The organism is Nocardia sp. NPDC049737 (genome assembly GCF_040674755.1).
Classification (GTDB): Bacteria; Actinomycetota; Actinomycetes; order Mycobacteriales; family Mycobacteriaceae; genus Nocardia.
In genome coordinates, this window is the sequence record NZ_JBFANH010000003.1 from 33,552 (window position 1) to 53,211 (window position 19,660).

Consider the following 19,660-nt stretch of genomic DNA (forward strand, 5'->3'; position numbering starts at 1 on the left):
CCGAACACGACGGGGCCGCAACACAGGTCGTACTGCCCGCACGGACCAGGTTGGTGGAACTCGTCGCTCGTGCGGTGTCGACAGCGGAGTTGCCCGAACTCATCGCCACGGCGGCCCAGACCGGATTCGATGTCACGACCGAAGTTCCGCTGCGCGTCCGACTTCTGCGGCTCGACGACGGTGACTCCGGCATCAGGTCCCGTCAGCAGGTGTACGTACTGCTGTTCGTGGTGCACCACATCGCCGCCGACGGCTGGTCGTTCGCGCCGCTGACCAGGGATCTGGCTACTGCCTACGTCGCCCGCTGCGCGGATGTCGCGCCTTCGTGGAGTCCGCTGACCGTGCAGTACGCGGACTTCGCGATCTGGCAGCGCAATGCATTGGGCCGCGCCGACGACAAGAGTTCGCTGCTGGCCCATCAGCTGCGGTACTGGACCGGTCGGCTCGCGGGCGTTCCCGAGGTGTTGACGCTGCCCGCGGACCGGTCGCGGCCCGCGATCGCCTCCAACCGAGGTGGTGCCATTACCGGCCATCTGGATCGGGTATTGCACCAGGGCATCCAGCAGTTGGCGGCCGCGCATCGTGTGACCTCGTTCATGGTGCTGCACGCCGCGCTCGCGGTACTGCTGAGTCGCCTGAGCGCGAGCGACGATATCGTCATCGGTACGCCGGTCGCCGGTCGCGGCGACGAAGCCCTGGACGAACTCGTCGGCATGTTCGTCAATACCTTGGTGCTGCGGACCGAGGTTCGCGCCGACGCTACGCTCGGTGAGCTCTTGGCCACGGTCCGCACAGCGGATCTGGCCGCCTTCGAGCACGCCGCCGTGCCCTTCGAACAGCTCGTCGATGTGGTGAATCCCGTTCGCTCGCAGGCACATGCGCCGCTGTATCAGGTGGCGATGACCTTGCAGAACCAGTCCAAGCCGGATTTCCAACTGCACCGTTTGAATATTGCCGCGCTCGATATCGGCCCCGCGCCGATCCAGCTGGATCTGGACTGGACCCTGACCGACCGTTACGACGGCGACGGTGCGGCTGACGGCATTGATGTGCATTTGCACTACGCGCTGGACCTTTTCGACAAGGCAACCGTTGACGGGTTCCTGGCGGGGTTCGAGCGGGTATTGCGCGCCATGGTCCATGACGTGCGCACTCTCGTCGGCAATGTCGAGCTGATGTCGGTGGCCGAACGCGGACTGCTGCTGTCGGATCGCAATGCCACCGCCCGGCTACTGCCTTCCGAGACCCTCGACGATCTGCTGTCGGCCCGCGTGGCTGCGACACCCGATGCGGTTGCGGTGATCTTCGAAGGCAACTCGGTGACCTACGCGGAACTCGAAGCCAGGGTGAACCACATTGCGCGCTGGCTCATTTCGGTGGGCGTCGGCGCGGAAGCCATCGTCGGTCTCGCCGCGCTGCGATCGATCGACATGCTCGTGGCCATATTCGCGATCGTGCGCGCGGGCGGAGCCTACCTGCCATTGGATCCGACCCACCCGGCCGACCGGATCGCGCAGGTGATCGACAGTGCCGCACCGGCTCTGGTGTTGACCGTAGGCGGCGCGGAACTGCCCGACGTCGGTGACGTCCGCGTGGTCGATCTCACCGACCTCAGCGGTTTCGACGCCCCGCCGATCGCTAGAGCACCGCTACACCGCGAGAACACGGCGTATGTGCTGTTCACCTCCGGCTCGACCGGGCGGCCGAAGGGCGTCGCGGTGACCCACCGCGCCATCATGAATCAGCTGCGCTGGCTCGAATTCCGCTACGGCGTCACCGCGGCCGACCGCATCCTGCAGCGTGCCCCGCTGACCTTCGATGTCTCGGTGTGGGAGTGCTTCCTGCCGATCGCCGTCGGTGCGCCGCTGGTAATCGCCCGCCCGAGTGGCCATCTCGACCTCGCGTATTTTGCCGGGCTGCTACGCGAACACGGCATCACCATCGCCGAATACGTGCCGTCGGTACTCGCGGCACTCATCGGTGAGGGGATGGGTGATGCGCTGCGCTCCTTTCGCCATCTGCACTGCGGTGGTGAGGCGCTCACCCCGGACCTGCTCGCGGCAATCCGCGCACATGTCGGTGGCGCGGTGCACAACGCTTACGGCCCGACCGAGGCGGCGATATCGGCGATCTATCACGAATTCACCGACGCCGACGGCGGTGATGTCGCCATCGGACGTCCGTGCTGGAACACCCGCGCCTATGTCCTGGACACACGGCTGCGGCCGGTTCCGATCGGTGTCACGGGTGAGCTGTATCTCGCTGGCGACCAACTGGCCCGCGGCTACCACGGACGCGCCGGACTGACCGCCGAGCGCTTCGTGGCCGATCCGTTCGGTGTGCCCGGGCGGTTGATGTATCGCACCGGCGACCTGGTGCGCTGGAACCGCGTCGGCGACTTGATCTACCTGGGCCGCAACGACTTCCAGATCAAGCTGCGTGGTCAGCGCATCGAACTCGGGGAGATCGAGTCAGTCCTGGCCGCGGTCGCGGGCGTGACGAATGCCGCGGTGATATCGACCCGCGACACCTCCGGCTACGACTGCCTGGTCGGCTACATCAGTGGGGCGGAATTGTCTCCGGATTCGGTACTCACGCAGGTGCGTGAGCATCTGCCCGGATACATGGTGCCCGCGCACCTGGTTGTGCTCGACGAGATGCCGCTCACCACGGTCGGCAAACTCGATCGCGCGGCGCTGCCAGCGGTCGAAGTCGCCGGTGCGGCAACGAAATTCCGTGCACCGCAGGAAGGCACCGAATCGGTGCTCGCCGCATTGATGGCCGATCTGATCGCCGGGCCGCGGATCGGCGCGGATGACGATTTCTTTGTGCGCGGTGGCAATTCACTATTGGCCATGCGGCTGGTCGCACGGGCGAACGCTGCCTTCGGTAGTGCGCTGAGCGTGCGTGAGATCTTCGAAGCACCGACCGTTGCCGAATTGGCTCTGCGGGTGACGTGCGCTGATGTCGTGCGGCCGGCGCTGGTGGCACGGGATCGTCCGGACCGTATTCCGTTGTCACTGGCGCAAACTCGGATGTGGCTGCTGAACCGGCTCGATCCGGATTCGGCCGTATACAACATTCCGATCACTATTCGCCTGACCGGTACGTTGGACGAAGCCGCCTTGCGCGCCGCGCTGGGCGACGTCGTCGCTCGGCACGAGTCGCTGCGCACCGTGTTCCCTGCGGACCACCTCGGTCCCGCGCAGGTGGTGACCGAATCGCTCGAATTGGAGCTGCGACGGGTCGAGATCACCGAATCCGATCTTGCCGCAGGGGTTGTCGGCTTCGCGGGCGTCGGGTTCGATCTGCGCAGTCGGATACCGGTGCGTGCCGAGCTGTTCCGGGTCGCTCCCAACGATCATGTGCTGGTCGTTGTGGTGCACCATATCGGCGCCGACGGTGTCTCAACGGGTCCGCTAGCGCGGGATCTGATGGTGGCATACAGCGCGCGCACCGAAGGTGTAGCACCGCAGTGGCAGCCACTGCCGGTCCAGTACGCGGACTTCACACTGTGGCAGCACGAGGTGCTCGGCTCGGCCGACGATCCGGACTCCGTACTGGCCCGCCAGATCGAGCATTGGCGCACCGAACTCGACGGACTCGCCCCGGTGCTGGAATTGCCCACCGATCGGCCGCGCCCCGCCGTGGCATCCGGTCGTGGCGCCGCGGTCGAGTTCGCCATCACCTCGGAGCTGACGGCCGCGATCGCCGGTCTGGCACGCGAACACGGGGTGTCGTCGTTCATGGTGGTGCACGCCGCCTACGCGGCATTGCTGGCCCGCCTGGCCCGGGTGGACGATATCGCGATCGGCACCCCCGTCGCGGGCCGGGCCGAGGCGGCGCTGGACGATCTGGTCGGCATGTTCGTCAACACCCTGGTGTTGCGCACCGAGGTGGCGGCCGAGGCGACCTTCACCGAATTGCTCCGGCAGGTTCGTGCCACCGACGTACGGGCCTTCGCGCATGCCGACTTGCCGTTCGAGCGGCTGGTCGATGAGCTGAATCCGATTCGTTCACAGGCTCATTCGCCGATTGTGCAGATATTGCTCACCTTCGAGCACCGCGACGATACGGTGCTGCGCCTACCAGGCCTCGAGGTAGCCGCATATCCGATCGATAACCAGGTCGCGCAGTTCGACCTCGCGCTGGAACTCGCTGAGGGCGACGGTACCGCGATGCGTGCGGCCATGCGCTACGCGACGGATTTGTTCGACCGGGCGACGATCGAATCGTTCGCGGCGCGCTTCGTGCGCCTTCTCGCGGCGGTCGTGGCCGATCCCGCCATACGTGTCGGCGATATCGAGCTGCTGGATCGCAACGAGCTGTCCCTGCTCGATCGATGGAACGACACCTCGTTCGCGTTAGACGGCTCGCAGACTCTCGTTTCGCTGTTCGAAGAACAGGTGCTGCGGACGCCCGACGCAATCGCGGTGACATTCGAGGGGCGCAGTCCGGTCCACCCGTCGCCCGACCCCCACCTCTCATCGAGTCGCTACGCGACGCTGACATATGCCGAGTTCGCAAGCCGGGTACATCGGCTTGCGCGATGGCTGGTCGGTCATGGCGTAGGCCCGGATTCGGTGGTCGCGCTCGGCATGCGGCGCTCGCTCGACTTGGTGGTCGGGATGTACGCGATCACTGTTGCCGGTGGGGCGTACCTGCCGCTGGATCCCGACCATCCGGCCGACCGGATCGCTTATGTACTCGAGACAGCGCGGCCGATGTGGGTGCTGACCTCCGGTGCTGATCTGGAAACTGTCGCAGCACGGCAGGTTCGAATCGATCGTCTGGAGCTGACGAGATATTCGCCCGCGCCGCTGACCACGATGGATCGGCTCGGTGTGCTGTTGCCCGGCCACACCGCGTATGTCATCTTCACCTCTGGTTCGACCGGCCGTCCGAAGGGCGTCGCGGTATCGCATGCCGCGATTGTCAACCGGCTGGTGTGGATGCAGACCCACTACGAGCTCCACGCCGACGACGCGATATTGCAGAAGACCCCGGTGACCTTCGATGTCTCGGTCTGGGAGTTCTTCTGGCCGTTGTGGATCGGCGCGCGGCTGGTACTCGCGCGGCCAGATGGTCATCGAGATCCGGCCTATTTGGCGCGCTTGATCGTCGATGAAGCAATCACGGTCGCGCATTTCGTGCCCTCGATGCTCGCGGTCTTCCTTGCGCAACCGCATGCGCGCGAATGTGTCACGCTGCGAGCGCTATTCGCTTCAGGTGAGGCGTTGCCTGCGTCAACCGCGCGGCGGGCCCGTGAGCTGACCGGTGCCCGCGTGCACAATCTGTACGGGCCGACCGAGGCAGCGGTCGATGTCACCTTCCACGAGGTGACCGATGCCGATGTGGAGTCGGTGCCGATCGGCAAGCCGGTATTCAATACCCGATTGCTGGTGCTGGATGCACGGATGCGCCTGGTGCCGGTGGGTGTGGCCGGTGAGTTGTACCTTGCGGGTGAGCAGTTGGCACTCGGCTATGTGCGTCGTCCGGAGCTGACGGCTGAACGTTTCGTCGCGAATCCGCTCCGCGGCGTGGGGGAGCGGATGTACCGCACCGGTGATCTTGTCCGCTGGAATACGAACGGTGAGCTGGAGTACCTGGCCCGCACCGACTTCCAGGTAAAGCTGCGCGGGTTGCGCATCGAACTCGGCGAGATCGAATCCGCGCTCACCGCACAGGATGTCGTCGATCAGGCCGTCGTTGTGGTGCGTACCGACGAGCGGCTCGGCGATCAGTTGGTGGCCTATCTGGTGGCCGACCCCTCGGTCGATATCGATGCCGTGCGCGCCGAACTGGATGCCGTACTACCTGCATATATGGTGCCGTCGGCCTTCGTCGTGCTGGACGCCTTCCCGCTCAATGCCGCCGGCAAGCTCGATCGCACGGCGCTGCCCACACCCGTCTTCGAGACCGTCACCTACCGTGCCCCCACTACCGAGACCGAACAAGCCGTCGCCGAGATCATGGGTGAACTGCTCGACATCGAAGGAATCGGTGCCGACGACAACTTCTTCGCACTCGGCGCAAACTCACTGATCGCCACTCAATTGGCCGCGCGGCTCGGTGCTGCACTGGATGCCGAAGTCCCCGTGCGGATGGTGTTCGAGGCACCGACAGTCGCTGGAATGGCGACCCGCGCTGCTCGGCTGACCGGCACCGGAGCTCGCCCGGAGCTCACCGCGCGTCAACGCCCGGACCTGATTCCGCTCTCGCCGGCACAGCAACGAATGTGGTTTCTCAACCGCTTCGATCCCGGCGAAACGGTCAACAATATTCCGGTCGCGATCCGGCTCACCGGTGATATCGACACCGATGCGCTCGCCGCCGCGTTGGCCGACGTGGTCGCCAGGCATGAAACCCTGCGCACCGTATACCCGGATGTCGATGGCGTCGGCTACCAGCGGATTCTGGACGCGGCGCACGTGCCCGAAATCGTCGCGCTGGATTCATCGGCCCTCGTGGACCTGGTTGCCACGCCTTTCGATGTCACCACTGAAATACCGCTGCGCGTCGGTCTGGCCACGCTGTCGGATCGCGAATACCTACTCGCCGTCGTGGTACATCACATCGCGGCGGATGGCTTCTCGATGGCCCCACTGGCCGACGATATCGCCACCGCATACGCGGCACGTGCCGCCGATGTCGAACCGACGTGGACGGACCTCCGGGTGCAGTACGCGGATTACGCCCTGTGGCAACGGGAGATCCTCGGAGCCGAGGACGATCCGGAATCGTTGGCCGCACGGCAACTGCGTTATTGGAGCCGCGTACTGCGCGGGATGCCCGCTCAGCTCGATCTGCCCTCGGATCGGCCACGTCCCGCCATTGCCAGCCACGCCGCCGCGAGCACCACCATCGGACTCGACGCCGCGATACGCGACGGCATTGCCACCATCGCCGTGCGATATGACGTCAGCCCGTTCATGGTCGTCCACGCCGCACTGGCCGTCTTGCTCGCTCGACTGTCCGGCATGGCCGACATCGCCATCGGCGCGCCGATCGCGGGCCGCGGTGCCGCCGAGCTCGACGATCTCGTCGGAATGTTCGTCAACACGCTGGTGCTGCGCACCGAGGTGGCGGGCTCGGACTCCTTCGCCGCCGTGCTGCGCCGCGTCCGCGATGGTGACCTGGACGCCTTCGCCCATGCCGATGTGCCGTTCGAGCGGCTGGTGGAGGTGTTGGATCCGCCGCGATCGCAGGCACGGCATCCGCTGTTCCAAATCGCGCTGTTCTTCCAGAATCTCGCACCCGTAACGGTGGAGCTGGCGGGTATCGCCATCGCTGAATACGAGATCGACTACGACACAACACGTTTCGATCTGCAACTGACTGTCGGCGACGATGCATTGCGCTTCACCTATGCCACCGACCTCTTCGACGAGTCGACCATCGCGACCTTCGCCGCGCGCTTCGTCCGGCTGCTCGGTGCGGTGATCGGCGATCCCGAACAGGTGGTCGGCGATATCGATCTATTCGCGACCGGTGAGCTGGAACGGGTGGTGACCGCGTGGAACGACTCCGCGCACACCGCATTCGTCGCGGAAATGCTGCTCGACGAATTCGAGCAGCAGGCTGCCGCGACACCGGACGATATTGCCTTGGTCTTCGACGCGACCACCATGACCTATGGCGAATTGGACCGCAGAACCAACCGGCTTGCCCGGCATCTGATCGCGACCGGTGTCGGTCCGGAGTCATTGGTGGCATTGGCGATTCGACGTTCGAGCGAATTGGTGGTCGCGATATACGCGGTGCTCAAGGCGGGTGGCGCCTATGTCCCGATCGACCCGGACCATCCGGCACAGCGCATCGCCCACATCATCGACACCGCCGCACCTATCGCACTGCTCACCACCGAGCGTGATCGTCAGGACTTCGGATATGCCGGTGCGACAGTGTGTGTCGATACCATCGCGCTGGCTCACCATGCCGACGATCCGATCGCGGCGAACGAGCGGAGCGCGCCGATCCATCCGCAGAACCCGGCCTACGTGATCTTCACCTCTGGCTCGACCGGAAAACCCAAGGGCGTCAGTGTTTCCCACGCCGCGATCGTGAACCAGATGACCTGGATGCAGTCGGAATACCGGCTGACCGCCGACGATGTTTACCTGCAGAAGACGGCGACCACCTTCGATGTCTCGCTGTGGGGTTACTTCCTGCCGCTGCGCATCGGTGCGACGCTGGTGCTGGCCACCCCGGACGGCCACCGCGAACCTGGATACCTCGCCGAGGTGATCGCCGAATACGGCATAACCGTCACCGATTTCGTGCCGTCGATGTTGAGTGAGTTCGCGGGACAGGCCGAAACGGCCGATCTCGACACATTGCACACGGTATTCATCATCGGAGAGGCACTGCCCGCCGAGACCGTCCGGGCCTTCGGCGCACTGAGTTCCGCGCGCCTGCACAACCTGTACGGCCCGACCGAGGCCGCGGTGAGCATCACCTACCGCGATGTCACGGGCGAAATCGAGCGCACCGTCATGCCCATCGGCAATCCGGAATGGAACAGCCGGGTATACGTGCTGGATTCCCGGCTGCGACCGACGCTGCCCGGCGTCGCGGGGGAGTTATATCTCGCGGGCACCCAACTCGCCCGTGGCTATCACGGCAGGCCTGATTTGACGGCGGATCGCTTCGTGGCGAACCCATTCGGACCTGCGGGTGAGCGCATGTACCGCACCGGCGATCTGGTTCGCTGGGATACCAGTGGCGTGACCCCGGAACTCGTGTACCTGGGCCGCACCGACTTCCAAGTGAAGTTCCGCGGCCAGCGCATCGAGCTCAGCGAGATCGAGGGCGTACTCGCGGCCGTGCCAGGTGTTTCGCAGGCCGCCGCCAGCATGGTCGCCACGCATACCGGCGATCAACTCGTCGGCTACGTCGTCAGTGATGCACAGGGTGAAAGCGACCTACGCGCTACAGTTTTGGCGGCCGCGATGGATGCTTTGCCGTCATACATGGTTCCGTCGGCGATTGTCGTGCTGGCCGCCTTCCCGCTCAATACCTCCGGCAAATTGGACCGAAAGGCACTGCCGGAGCCGGTATTCGACCGCGTCGCCTATCGTGCGCCGGTCACTCCGGCCGAAAGGTTGGTGGCCGAGGCATTCGAGGCGGTACTGGCACGGTCGCCGATCGGTGCCGACGACAACTTCTTCGACCTGGGCGGCAATTCACTGATCGCCACCCGGGTCCTGGCGCGGCTCGGCGAGCGGATCGGTCGTGTGCCTGTGCGGTTGCTGTTCGAGGCCCCCACCGTGCATGCCTTTGCGGCACGCCTGGCCGCCCAAGCGGGCGACCAGGTCGTACCGCTGATCGCCGGTCCACGCCCCGAGCGCGTTCCGCTGGCACCGGTGCAGCGCGGCATGTGGTTCCTCAACCGGCTCGACCCGGACTCGGCGGCCCACAATATCCCGGTCGCGGTGCGCATCGGCGGCGAGTTGGACGAGGCGGCACTGTGTGCCGCGTTCACGGATGTGATCGCGCGTCACGAGGCGCTGCGCACGGTATACCCGGCCGATGCGAATGGCATCGGGCACCAGGTGATCCTGCCTGCCGAACCGGCACCGGTATCCCTGGTGGTCGAGACCCCCAGCTCGGTGGACGAGCGCATAGCCGAATTCCTCAGTGCTGGTTTCGATGTCACCACTGAGGTGCCGGTGCGCGCGATTCTGCTGCGGGAAAACGCGGCGAGCCACGTGCTCGTCGCCGCGCTGCACCACATCGCGGCGGACGGCCATTCGATGCGGCCGCTGCTGCGAGACCTGTTGTCGGCCTACCTGTCCCGGGTTGTCGGCGGGCCCCCGGTCTGGCCGGAACTCGCCGCACAGTACGCCGATTACGCGCTCTGGCAGACGGCCGAGCTGGATTCGGTCGCGGCCGAACAGCTCACGTACTGGACCGAAGCGCTGCGGGATCTGCCGGAAGAACTGGCATTACCCACCGATCGGCCACGTCCCGCCATCGCGTCCGAGCGTGGCGGCACGGTGCGTGCCCGCATTGGCAGTGGGGTCGGTATCCACGAAATCGCCGCGGCCCACAATGCAACACCTTTCATGGTGGTGCACGCAGCACTTGCGGTATTGCTGTCCCGGCTGTCGGGTTCCGCCGATATCGCCATCGGCACCCCGATAGCGGGTCGCGGCGCGGCGGCATTGGACGACCTGGTCGGCATGTTCGTGAACACCTTGGTGCTGCGCACCCATCCGGATCCGGCCTGCTCGTTCATCGATCTGCTCGACGAGACCAGAACAAACGATCTGGCCGCATTCGCCCATGCGACGGTCCCGTTCGAGCGCGTCGTCGATGAACTGGGCATCGCACGATCGCAGTCCAAACACCCGCTGTTCACCGTCGCGCTGAGCTATCTGAATGCCGGTGCGGCAGAGTTCACGCTGGCGGGCTTGGAACTGACTGCCGTCGAATTCGACGAGCCGGCGGCGCGCTTCGATCTCCAGTTCACCGTGGCGGCAGAACTCGACGCCGAAGGTCGCCTGCCGATCGAACTCGACTACGCGACAGATCTTTTCGACGAGGCTACCGCCGCCGGGCTGCTGCGCCGGTTCGGTCGTGTCCTCGGCGCACTCACCGCGGATCCGTCCGCGCCGATCGGCACCATCGATGTGCTCACTCCGGCCGAACGTACCGAACTGCTCGGCAGGCGCGGCGATGAACCGGTTCCGCCGCGCACCCTCGCAGAGCTGATGACTGCGGCCGTCGCGATGAATCCCGATGCGCTAGCCCTGATTTCGGATGACCATGAATTGACCTACCGCGCACTGGACGAGCACTCGTCCCGCCTGGCCAGAATGCTGATCGGACACGGTATCGGTGCCGAAGACTTCGTCGCCGTGGCCATCCCGCGTTCCGCCGAATCCATCCTCGTGGTCTGGGCGGTGGCCAAGACCGGAGCCGCCTTCGTACCCGTAGACCCGACCTACCCGGCAGATCGAATCGCCCACATGCTGTCGGATTCCGGTGCCACGGTCGGTCTTACGCTCACCGCATGGCGCTCGGTATTGCCCGCGACCGCCGAATGGCTGGCACTCGACGCACCTGCCACGGCGGCCCGCATACGGCATTCGAGCGCGGCACCTCTCGCGCCCGATGAGCTGACGCGTCCCGTGCGCGTGGCCAATCCCGCGTGGATGATCTACACCTCCGGTTCCACCGGCACCCCGAAGGGCGTAGTTGCCACCCACGGCGGACTCGCGGGAGTGGCGCGTGCGCAGCGGGATCGCTACCAGGTCAACGCGACATCCCGCGTCCTGCATGTGGCATCGCCCAGTTTCGACGCCTCCATGCTCGAACTCTTGCTCGCCCTACCCACAGGCGCCGCACTGGTGATCGCACCCGCAGGTGTCTACGGTGGCGCGGAATTGACCGCGCTCATCCGGAATCGGCGGGTGACCCACGCCTTCATCACCCCGGCCGTGCTGCGGACGCTGGATTCGAACGAACTGCCCGAACTCACCCACCTGACCGTCGGTGGCGAGTCGTACGGCCCGGATGTGTTGCGACGCTGGGGAACCGGGCGGGCATTCCACAACACCTACGGCCCGACCGAGACTACGATCATCACCAATATCAGCGCACCGCTGCGGCCCGGCGAATTCGATCTGGGCAGCACCATTCACGGCATGTCCGCGGTGGTGCTCGATACCCGATTGCAACCCGTCCCGGATGGGGTGACCGGCGAACTGTACTTGCGCGGACCAGGCCTGGCGCGCGGTTACCACGCGCGGCCGGGACTTTCGGCGGATCGTTTTGTCGCCGATCCCTACGGGGTGGCGGGCGGGCGGCTCTACCGGACCGGTGATCTGGTGCGCTGGACCGTATCCGGCGCTATCCAGTACGTCGGAAGGGCCGACCATCAGGTGAAGGTGCGCGGTATGCGTATCGAACTCGGTGAGATCGACGCGGTCCTCTCGGCCCATGAGAGCGTCGAATTCGCCGTGACCATCGGGCAAACCGATGCCACGGGCTCGGTTTCGCTGGTCGCGTATGTCGTCGCGAACGGAGCGATCGACACCGCTGAGCTCACGGCCTTCGCGGCGCGCTCACTGGCCGCCTATATGGTGCCCGCCGCCATCATGGTGCTCGACGAAATCCCGCTGACCCCGGTCGGCAAGCTGGACCGCAAGGCACTGCCCGCACCAGAGTTCCGTACCGCGACCTTCCGTGCGCCCGAGACGGCCGCCGAGCGAATCGTGGCCGAGGTCTTCGCCGAGGTGCTCGGCCTGGCCGTCGTCGGCCTCGATGACGATTTCTTCGCTGTCGGCGGAAATTCCTTGACCGCAACACAATTGGTCGCGCGGTTGGGCGCTCGATCGGACACGACGGTCGGGGTGCGACTCGTCTTCGAGAACTCGACCGTATCGGCCTTGGCCGCTGCCCTCGACACCACTGCGACGCGTGCACGTGCGGCCTTGACTCGACGCACCGACACCGATCCGATACCGCTCTCGCTGGCACAGCAGCGCATGTGGTTCCTCAACCGCCTCGACCGTCAGTCGACCGCATACAACATCCCACTGGCAGTGCGGCTCATCGGTGATCTCGATATCGCCGCACTCAATGCGGCCATCACCGACGTGGTCGAACGCCACGAGGTGCTGCGCACGGTATACCCGCAGCACGAAAGCGGCCCGGTACAGGTGGTATTGCCGATGGCCGATGCGGGCGCGCCGGTGCTCGCCCCGATTCCGGTGCCCGTCGACGATCTGACCTCGGCGGTCGCAGATTTCGTAGCCGGCGGATTCGATGTGACCGACTCGGTTCCCTTGCGCGCCAGGTTGTTCTGTCCGGTGGCAGGTCCGACAGGCCTCGGCGAATATGTGCTGGTAGTGGTCGTCCACCACATCGCAGCGGACGGCTCGTCATTGGTTCCGCTGGCACGTGACGTGATGACCGCCTACGCCGCACGTCGGCACGGCATGCCGCCGGAATGGATCCCACTGCCGGTGCAATACGCGGATTACAGCCGCTGGCAACGGGATCTGCTCGGGAGCGAGGACGATCCGGATTCGCTGATCTCCCAGCAACTCGGATTCTGGATCGAAGCCCTCACGGGCCTGTCCGCACAACTCACCCTCCCGACTGACCGCCCGAGACCTGCCATGGTCTCCACCCGCGGCCGCCATGTCGATTTCAGCATCGACGCCGACCTGCAGGCGAGGCTGGCGGAGTTGGGCCGGAACAGCGGAGCGACACTGTTCATGGTCGTGCACGCCGCTTTCGCGGTGTTGCTGGCCCGCCTTTCCGGCACCGCCGATATCGCCGTCGGTACTCCCGTCGCGGGTCGTGGTGCGGCCGAACTCGACGATGTTGTCGGTATGTTCGTCAATACCTTGGTGCTGCGTACCCAGGTGGACGCGGCCACCGGCTTCATCGAACTCCTGGATGGGGTACGCGCCGCGGATGTCGCCGCCTTCTCCAATGCCGACGTACCCTTCGAGCGGCTGGTCGAGGTGCTGAATCCGGAGCGCTCGACCGCGCGGCATCCGCTGTTCCAGGTCGGCTTCTCCTTCCACAACCAGGCCGAGGCGGAATTCGTACTGGACGGATTGACTGCCACCGCAGTCGATTTCGACTCCGAGGTCGCGCAATTCGACCTGCATCTGGTCGTCACAGATCGCTACCACCCGGATGGGAATGCGGCAGGCATGGCCGCATCGATCACCTACGCGACCGCGCTGTTCGACGAAGCCACGGTCGCCGGCTTCGCCGGTCGACTGCAGCGTCTGCTGTCCGCCATCTGTGCCGAACCACAGTTGCCGGTCGGTGATCTGCCGCTACTGGACACCGCCGAACGCGATCGGATGCTGTTGTCCTGGAACCGGATCGAACACGAATTCGCTCCGGCCACCCTCATTGCCGCCTTCGAAGCACAGGTCGTCGAGACGCCCGATGCGGTGGCAATCGTCGATGACGCCGTAACTGTCACCTATGGCCAATTGGCCGCGCGGGTGAATCGGCTCGCCCGTGCCCTCATCGGCCGTGGCATCGGCCCGGATTCGCTGGTGGCTCTGGCCATTGCGCGCAGTGTCGACCTACTCGTCGCCATGTACGCGGTGGTGACAGCGGGCGGTGCGTATGTTCCGCTCGATCCGACCCACCCGCTCGACCGGACCACGAGCGTACTCGCCGCCGCCGACCCGGCACTGGTGCTGACCTCGGCGCAACGGCCGGTGCTGCCCGAATCGATGGCGGACCACCATTCGGTGCTGGATATCTCGGTTGCCGCAGGCGTTCTCGACAACAGTCCGATTCGTGCTGAGGAGCGGCTGTCCACACTCACTCCAGCGCACACGGCATATGTCATCTTCACCTCGGGGTCGACGGGAACGCCCAAGGGCGTCGCCGTCACGCACTCGGCGGTCGCGCACCAATTGGATTGGCTGCAAACGGAATACGAACTGCACGCCGATGACGCGGCGCTACTGATGACCTCGGCGGCCTTCGATCTCTCGGTCTGGGAGTTCTGGTGGGCCTTGCGCACCGGTGCGCGAGTAGTACTGGCACCGCAAGGCGCACAACGTGACCCGGCCGGCGTGGTGGATCTGATCCGACGCGCCTCGGTCACCACGCTGACGCTGGTGCCATCGCTGCTGGCCATGTTGGCCGAGGTCAGCGGTGATCAGCGACTGCCGAGATCGCTGCGGCGACTACTCGTCATCGGCGAGGCACTGCCCGCCGCGTCCGTCGACCGGATCGGCGCCCGCACCGCCGCCCGCATCGACAACCTGTACGGGCCCACCGAGGCAGCGGTCTCGGTGACCCGATTCCGCACCGAGGCCGGTATCCGCCAGACGGTGGTCCCGATCGGCACACCGGAACCCGGAAACCAGGTCTATGTGCTCGACGACCGACTGCATCCGGTGCCGGCGGGAGTGACCGGTGAGCTGTACCTGAGCGGCGCGCAGCTGGCCCGCGGCTACCACGGCAGGTCCGACCTGAGCGCGGAGCGGTTCGTGGCCAACCCATTCGGCGCATATGGCACCCGGATGTATCGAACCGGCGATATGGTCCGCTGGGGTGCGGACGGCAACCTCGAGTACGTCGAGCGCCGCGACTTTCAGGTGAAGATACGCGGCTACCGAATCGAACTCGCCGAAATCGAGCATGCGCTGCGCGCACGTCCGGCGGTCGCCGAGGCCGTCGTCATCGCCCATCGCGGCGACCTGCTGGTCGGGTATTTCACCGCCACCGAGGCGATCGATCCGAATGCGCTGCGATCCGCCCTGACCGAGACGCTGCCGAGCTACATGGTTCCGTCCGTGCTGATCCAACTGAATGCCCTGCCACTCAACACCAACGGCAAGCTCGACCGGACCGCACTCCCGGAGCCCGAGTTGGGCATACGGGAATTCCGCGCTCCGGAAACAGAGTTGGAGCTGCTGGTCTGCGCCGTCTTCGCCGAAGCGCTGGCGGTCGAGCGAATCGGCATGGACGACAACTTCTTCGAACGCGGCGGCAATTCTCTGCTGGCCACGCGACTGGCGACCCAGCTGAGTATCGCACTCGCCGAACAGATCCCGGTGGTGTGGCTGTTCGCCGCGCCGACACCTGCGGACTTGATCACCCAACTGGAACTGCACCACTGCGGCCGCGGCCGCGTCGACGCGCAAGCCGCCTTCGATGTCCTACTGCCCTTGCGCCCCGGCGGATCTCGCGAACCAGTGTTCTGCATCCACCCCGTCGGCGGTGTCGCGTGGTCGTTCGCGGGCCTGGCCGCACATATTGATTCCGAACGCGGCATCTACGGCATCCAGTCGCCGGTGCTGAATTCGGTGGCGGCGCTGCCGGATTCCATCGAGAACTGGGCGGGACACTATGTCCGCGAAATCCGCGCGGTACAGCCCGAGGGCCCCTACCATCTGCTCGGCTGGTCACTCGGCGGTGTACTCGCACATGCCGTCGCGAACCAATTGCGGGACCAGGGCCAACATGTCGCGCTGCTGGCCATGATGGACAGCCCGCTGCACACAACGGTGGACGGTACGGCAAGCGTTCCGGTGGCGGATCTGCTCGGCGGCCTGCTCGGCGAACAAGCCGAGGATATCGACACCGAACTCGATCGCACCCAGCTCGCCCGCCGTATCGCAGAACTCCCGGAACCGTTCGCATCCTTCGGATTCGACCGGCTCGACCGTCTGCTGGACGCGGGCACGCACGCACTGGAGCTCATCACCCGCTACCGCCCACGGCCCTATAAAGGCAATCTCGTCTACTTCACCGCCGCACTCGACGACCCGACCGGGGCCACCGGCGCGGCCAGCTGGTCCGACGCAGTCGACGGCACCGTGCACAACCACGCCGTTCAGGCCACGCACTGGCGCATGACCTCCGAATCCGCCCTCGCCCGCATCGGCCACGTCCTGACCAATGTCATGGCGCACGCCGAGCGGGCCTGAATGCTCCCACCAGGAAGGCCGATCAATGACCAACCCCTTCGACGACGATGACGCCCAGTTCTACGTCCTGATCAATGCCGAGGGCCAGCACTCCCTGTGGCCGATCTTCGCCGCCGTCCCCGGCGGCTGGACGGTCGCCTACGGCGCGGCCGCGCGCCGGTCCTGCCTGCAATACGTCGAATCCCACTGGCTGGATATGCGTCCGAATTCGCTGATTACCGCGATGCAACCCGATGCCAACTGAATAGGTAGGGCGCGCCGGTTCGTACATCCCCCCTGCCGACCGGTGCGCCCTGCCCCCTCATGCCCGGGTGCGTGCAGTATCGACGACCATCCGGGCCTGCTCGCGCCAATCAGCGACGGCACGACCTCGGAAACCTGACAGCGCGGTATCGAATTGTTTGGCGCGCTTGGTGACAGTGAGGCCGACGTAGGTGTGGCCATTGGTGATCGCGCAGGTCGCCACCGCGCACGCCTCGTCCACCTCGCCCGAGGCGAGCAGGGCGGTGGCGTGTTCGAAGCGGACCAGCGCGGGTTCCATGGTCTCGCTGGGGTCGTAGAGTCCGATAGCTCGCTCGGATGCCAGGGCGGTCTGCTCGGCGCGGCCCAAGCGGGAGTAGCCGATGGCCTGATAGAAAGCGAGCTTCTCCGGGCGGAAGGAAAAGATGCCGATCGAGAGTTGTTCCGCGGGCATATTTTCCAGCGCCTGCTCCGATCTGGAGATGCAGCGGACGAAGCCGTCGAAATTGCCGAGGCTGGCGTGCGCGCGGGCCGCCATTCCCCACAGCCAGGCCGCCGCCGGACCGTGGCCCGGATTTTCTTCGAGACGCGGGGCGAGTAGGTTCAAAACTTCCTTTGGATTATCGCTATAGGTCGGTAAATACGCCAATCCTGCCAGTGCGATGTCCTCGGAATAGCGATCTCCGATGTCCTGGGCGGCATGAATTGCGGTGGTGTACCACAATCGGGCCTGACCGAAATGTCCCTCATTGAACAGAATTTCACCGACCACATTCGCCAGGCGCCCGGCGGTACGGACCAGTCGGATTTGATGATGGGTCGCCTGTCGCTCCGCGAGACAGCCGCGGACCGCCCGGAATTGGTCGAGCGTGCTATGCAGCAACTCGTGCGGCGGGACCTGCACCACGCGGGCGCCGAGCGCCTCGACGGATTGCTCGAGCAGGCCGAGCCGCCGTTCGCTCATCGAACCCGCATCCAGGGTGGCGAGCATCTTCTCCGGTTCGCTCGCGACCATCTCAGCCGCCTGACCGGCCACGCCAGCGCCGATGCAGGCCAATAACAATCGCCTTCTCACGTCGTCATCCTCGACTTCCTTGTCGAGCCCGATGTCCCTACCGAGCTGTATCCGATCGAGCGCCACGCTCGTATCTTCGGTATCGCGGGCCGCCGTCGGGCCCGCGATCGCCCGCTCGAATCGCGCGACGACAACCGAATCGGCCTCCGATAGCACTCGATCGAGCAAACGCCTGCTTGCGGCATGCATCCGGGTTGTCCGGCCGTTCTCCCACAAGATCACGGTGCGCGGGGTGACGCCCACCAGGCGCGCGAACTCATAGCGACTTCGCTTCATCGCCACGCGAAGAGCGAGTACGTCTTCGCCGGTCCAGTCGACCTCAACCATAGGTCCCGCTCCCTTGTACCAGGCTGATTCAATCGAAAATTACTCGCATTTATCGCATTCGGCTCTGTTATCCACCGAATCGCAACGTGCACGCTGAAGCGGTACCCGGCACCGGTTTTGTGCCCCAAACCCTTTCGGGGGTGCCGGCTCTGACGGAGCCCGACGCACGGTCCCGACGCTGTCGGCGATCCACAGCGTTGACGGCGGGTTCCGGTGGGGCCGCCGGTGCTGGGTGCACTTATCTCTTCGGTGGAGGTGAACAATGGACGTTTTGCATTCGGATATGCGGGAATTGTGGCTCGTGCAGAGCCGCGACTGCAATCAAGAGCCGGTGGGACTGACCTATGACCGAGCGCGCTTCATTCTGTCCGTGCACGCCGGGCACGGTGCCCACTGCCGACAGTATCTGGCCGCCTCCGCATACTGCTTCCGGTACGCCGCCGATAAGTAGCCACTACCTTGACGAGGGGCTTGGTGCGGCGCTCGGTTACGCAGCGCCGCAACGGGTTCGAGTGCTCAGTGCTGTGTCCGCTCGGCGAAAATGTTGCGTGCCACGGTGATTCCGTTGAGGGCGGCCGGGAAACCGGCATAACCCGCCATCTGCGTGATGATTTCGACGACCTCGGTCTCGGTACCGCCGACATTCAGCAGGCCGTGGATGTGCACGCCCAGTTGCGGCGCCGCGGTGCCGAGTGCGGTGCACATTGCGACAGTGACCATTTCACGGGTCTTCAGGTCCAGGCCGGGACGCGAGTAGATATCGCCGAAGCAGTACTCGATGATGTAGCGCCCCAGATCCGGTGCGATATCGCGCAGGGATGCGATGACCTGTTCGCCCGCGTGCCCGTCGATCTCGGCGAGTTTGGCGCTCCCGCGCTCGAACCGGTCACCCGTCGGTGCCGGCGCCGGGTCGGCCGGTGTGGGGAGATCGGTACGGGCGTCGAACACTTCGCGCGCCGCACCGAGCCCGTTCAGCGCGGCAGGGAATCCCGCATACACGCTGACATGGATCAGCGTCTCCACGATTTCCTCCCGCGTGCACCCCACATTCAGCGCCCCGTCGATGTGGAACCGCAACTGCGGGGCGGCATTTCCCATCGCAGCCAGCGCCGACACCGTCGCCAACTGCCGCTGCCGCAACGTCAGCCCCGGCCGCGACAGTATGTCGCCATACCCGAATTCGACGGTCAGCCGCCCCAGGTCCGGTGCGATATCCGCGAGACTGTCCAGCACCGCGGGCCGCTCCTGCCCACCGACCTGCCGAAGCAGTTCCAGTCCGCGCTCGAAACGATCATTGCTGCTAGAGGCCTGTGTGTTGGTCATGCCCGAACTCTAAAAGTTGGAGTGTGCTCCAACGCAAGCTTTGACCCGTAGCGACTGTGCTGTGCCTCGGGATCGTGACGCACCGCGGTGTGAAGCCCTAGCTCGGCAAGGCTGTCGCACAGCTGGCGACCTGCTCGCACAAGTCGCAACCTATGTGCGGTGTTCACTCGATGTGCGCGACCTCGATCGCCGCAGGCCAGTCCCGATCTGACGACGATACTCTCGCACGCGCTTGGTCTATGTGGAGAATCGTTAGAAACATCGTGCC

Annotated in this window: 5 protein-coding genes (1 of these 5 running past the window's edge); 3 read left to right on the top strand and 2 right to left on the bottom strand. The window is 65.4% G+C overall.

Annotated elements, in window-relative coordinates; all coding sequences use genetic code 11:
- On the top strand, window positions 1-16,427 hold the 3' portion of the coding sequence (locus AB0J47_RS05205; RefSeq protein ID WP_364340756.1) for a non-ribosomal peptide synthase/polyketide synthase. It extends 8,791 nt beyond the left edge of the window; the window shows 16,427 of its 25,218 coding nt (coding positions 8,792-25,218); the start codon falls outside the window, past its left edge; it ends in the stop codon at window positions 16,425-16,427.
- A 25-nt stretch (window positions 16,428-16,452) separates the two neighbouring features.
- Window positions 16,453-16,671, top strand: a complete 219-nt coding sequence (locus tag AB0J47_RS05210) for an MbtH family protein (protein WP_364340758.1) — start codon at window positions 16,453-16,455, stop codon at window positions 16,669-16,671.
- A 57-nt stretch (window positions 16,672-16,728) separates the two neighbouring features.
- Here the strand turns inward: AB0J47_RS05210 and AB0J47_RS05215 are convergent, their stop codons facing one another.
- Window positions 16,729-18,069, bottom strand: coding sequence for a helix-turn-helix transcriptional regulator (locus AB0J47_RS05215; protein WP_364340760.1), 1,341 nt, complete (start codon window positions 18,067-18,069; stop codon window positions 16,729-16,731).
- Between the two features lie 262 nt (window positions 18,070-18,331).
- Here AB0J47_RS05215 and AB0J47_RS05220 point away from each other — a divergent pair, with 262 nt between their 5' ends.
- Complete coding sequence (locus tag AB0J47_RS05220) at window positions 18,332-18,520, top strand: hypothetical protein (RefSeq protein WP_364340762.1); 189 nt, start codon at window positions 18,332-18,334, stop codon at window positions 18,518-18,520.
- A gap of 65 nt (window positions 18,521-18,585) precedes the next feature.
- Here the strand turns inward: AB0J47_RS05220 and AB0J47_RS05225 are convergent, their stop codons facing one another.
- Window positions 18,586-19,392, bottom strand: a complete 807-nt coding sequence (locus AB0J47_RS05225) for a carboxymuconolactone decarboxylase family protein (protein WP_364340764.1) — start codon at window positions 19,390-19,392, stop codon at window positions 18,586-18,588.
- Window positions 19,393-19,660: the final 268 nt, after the last annotated feature.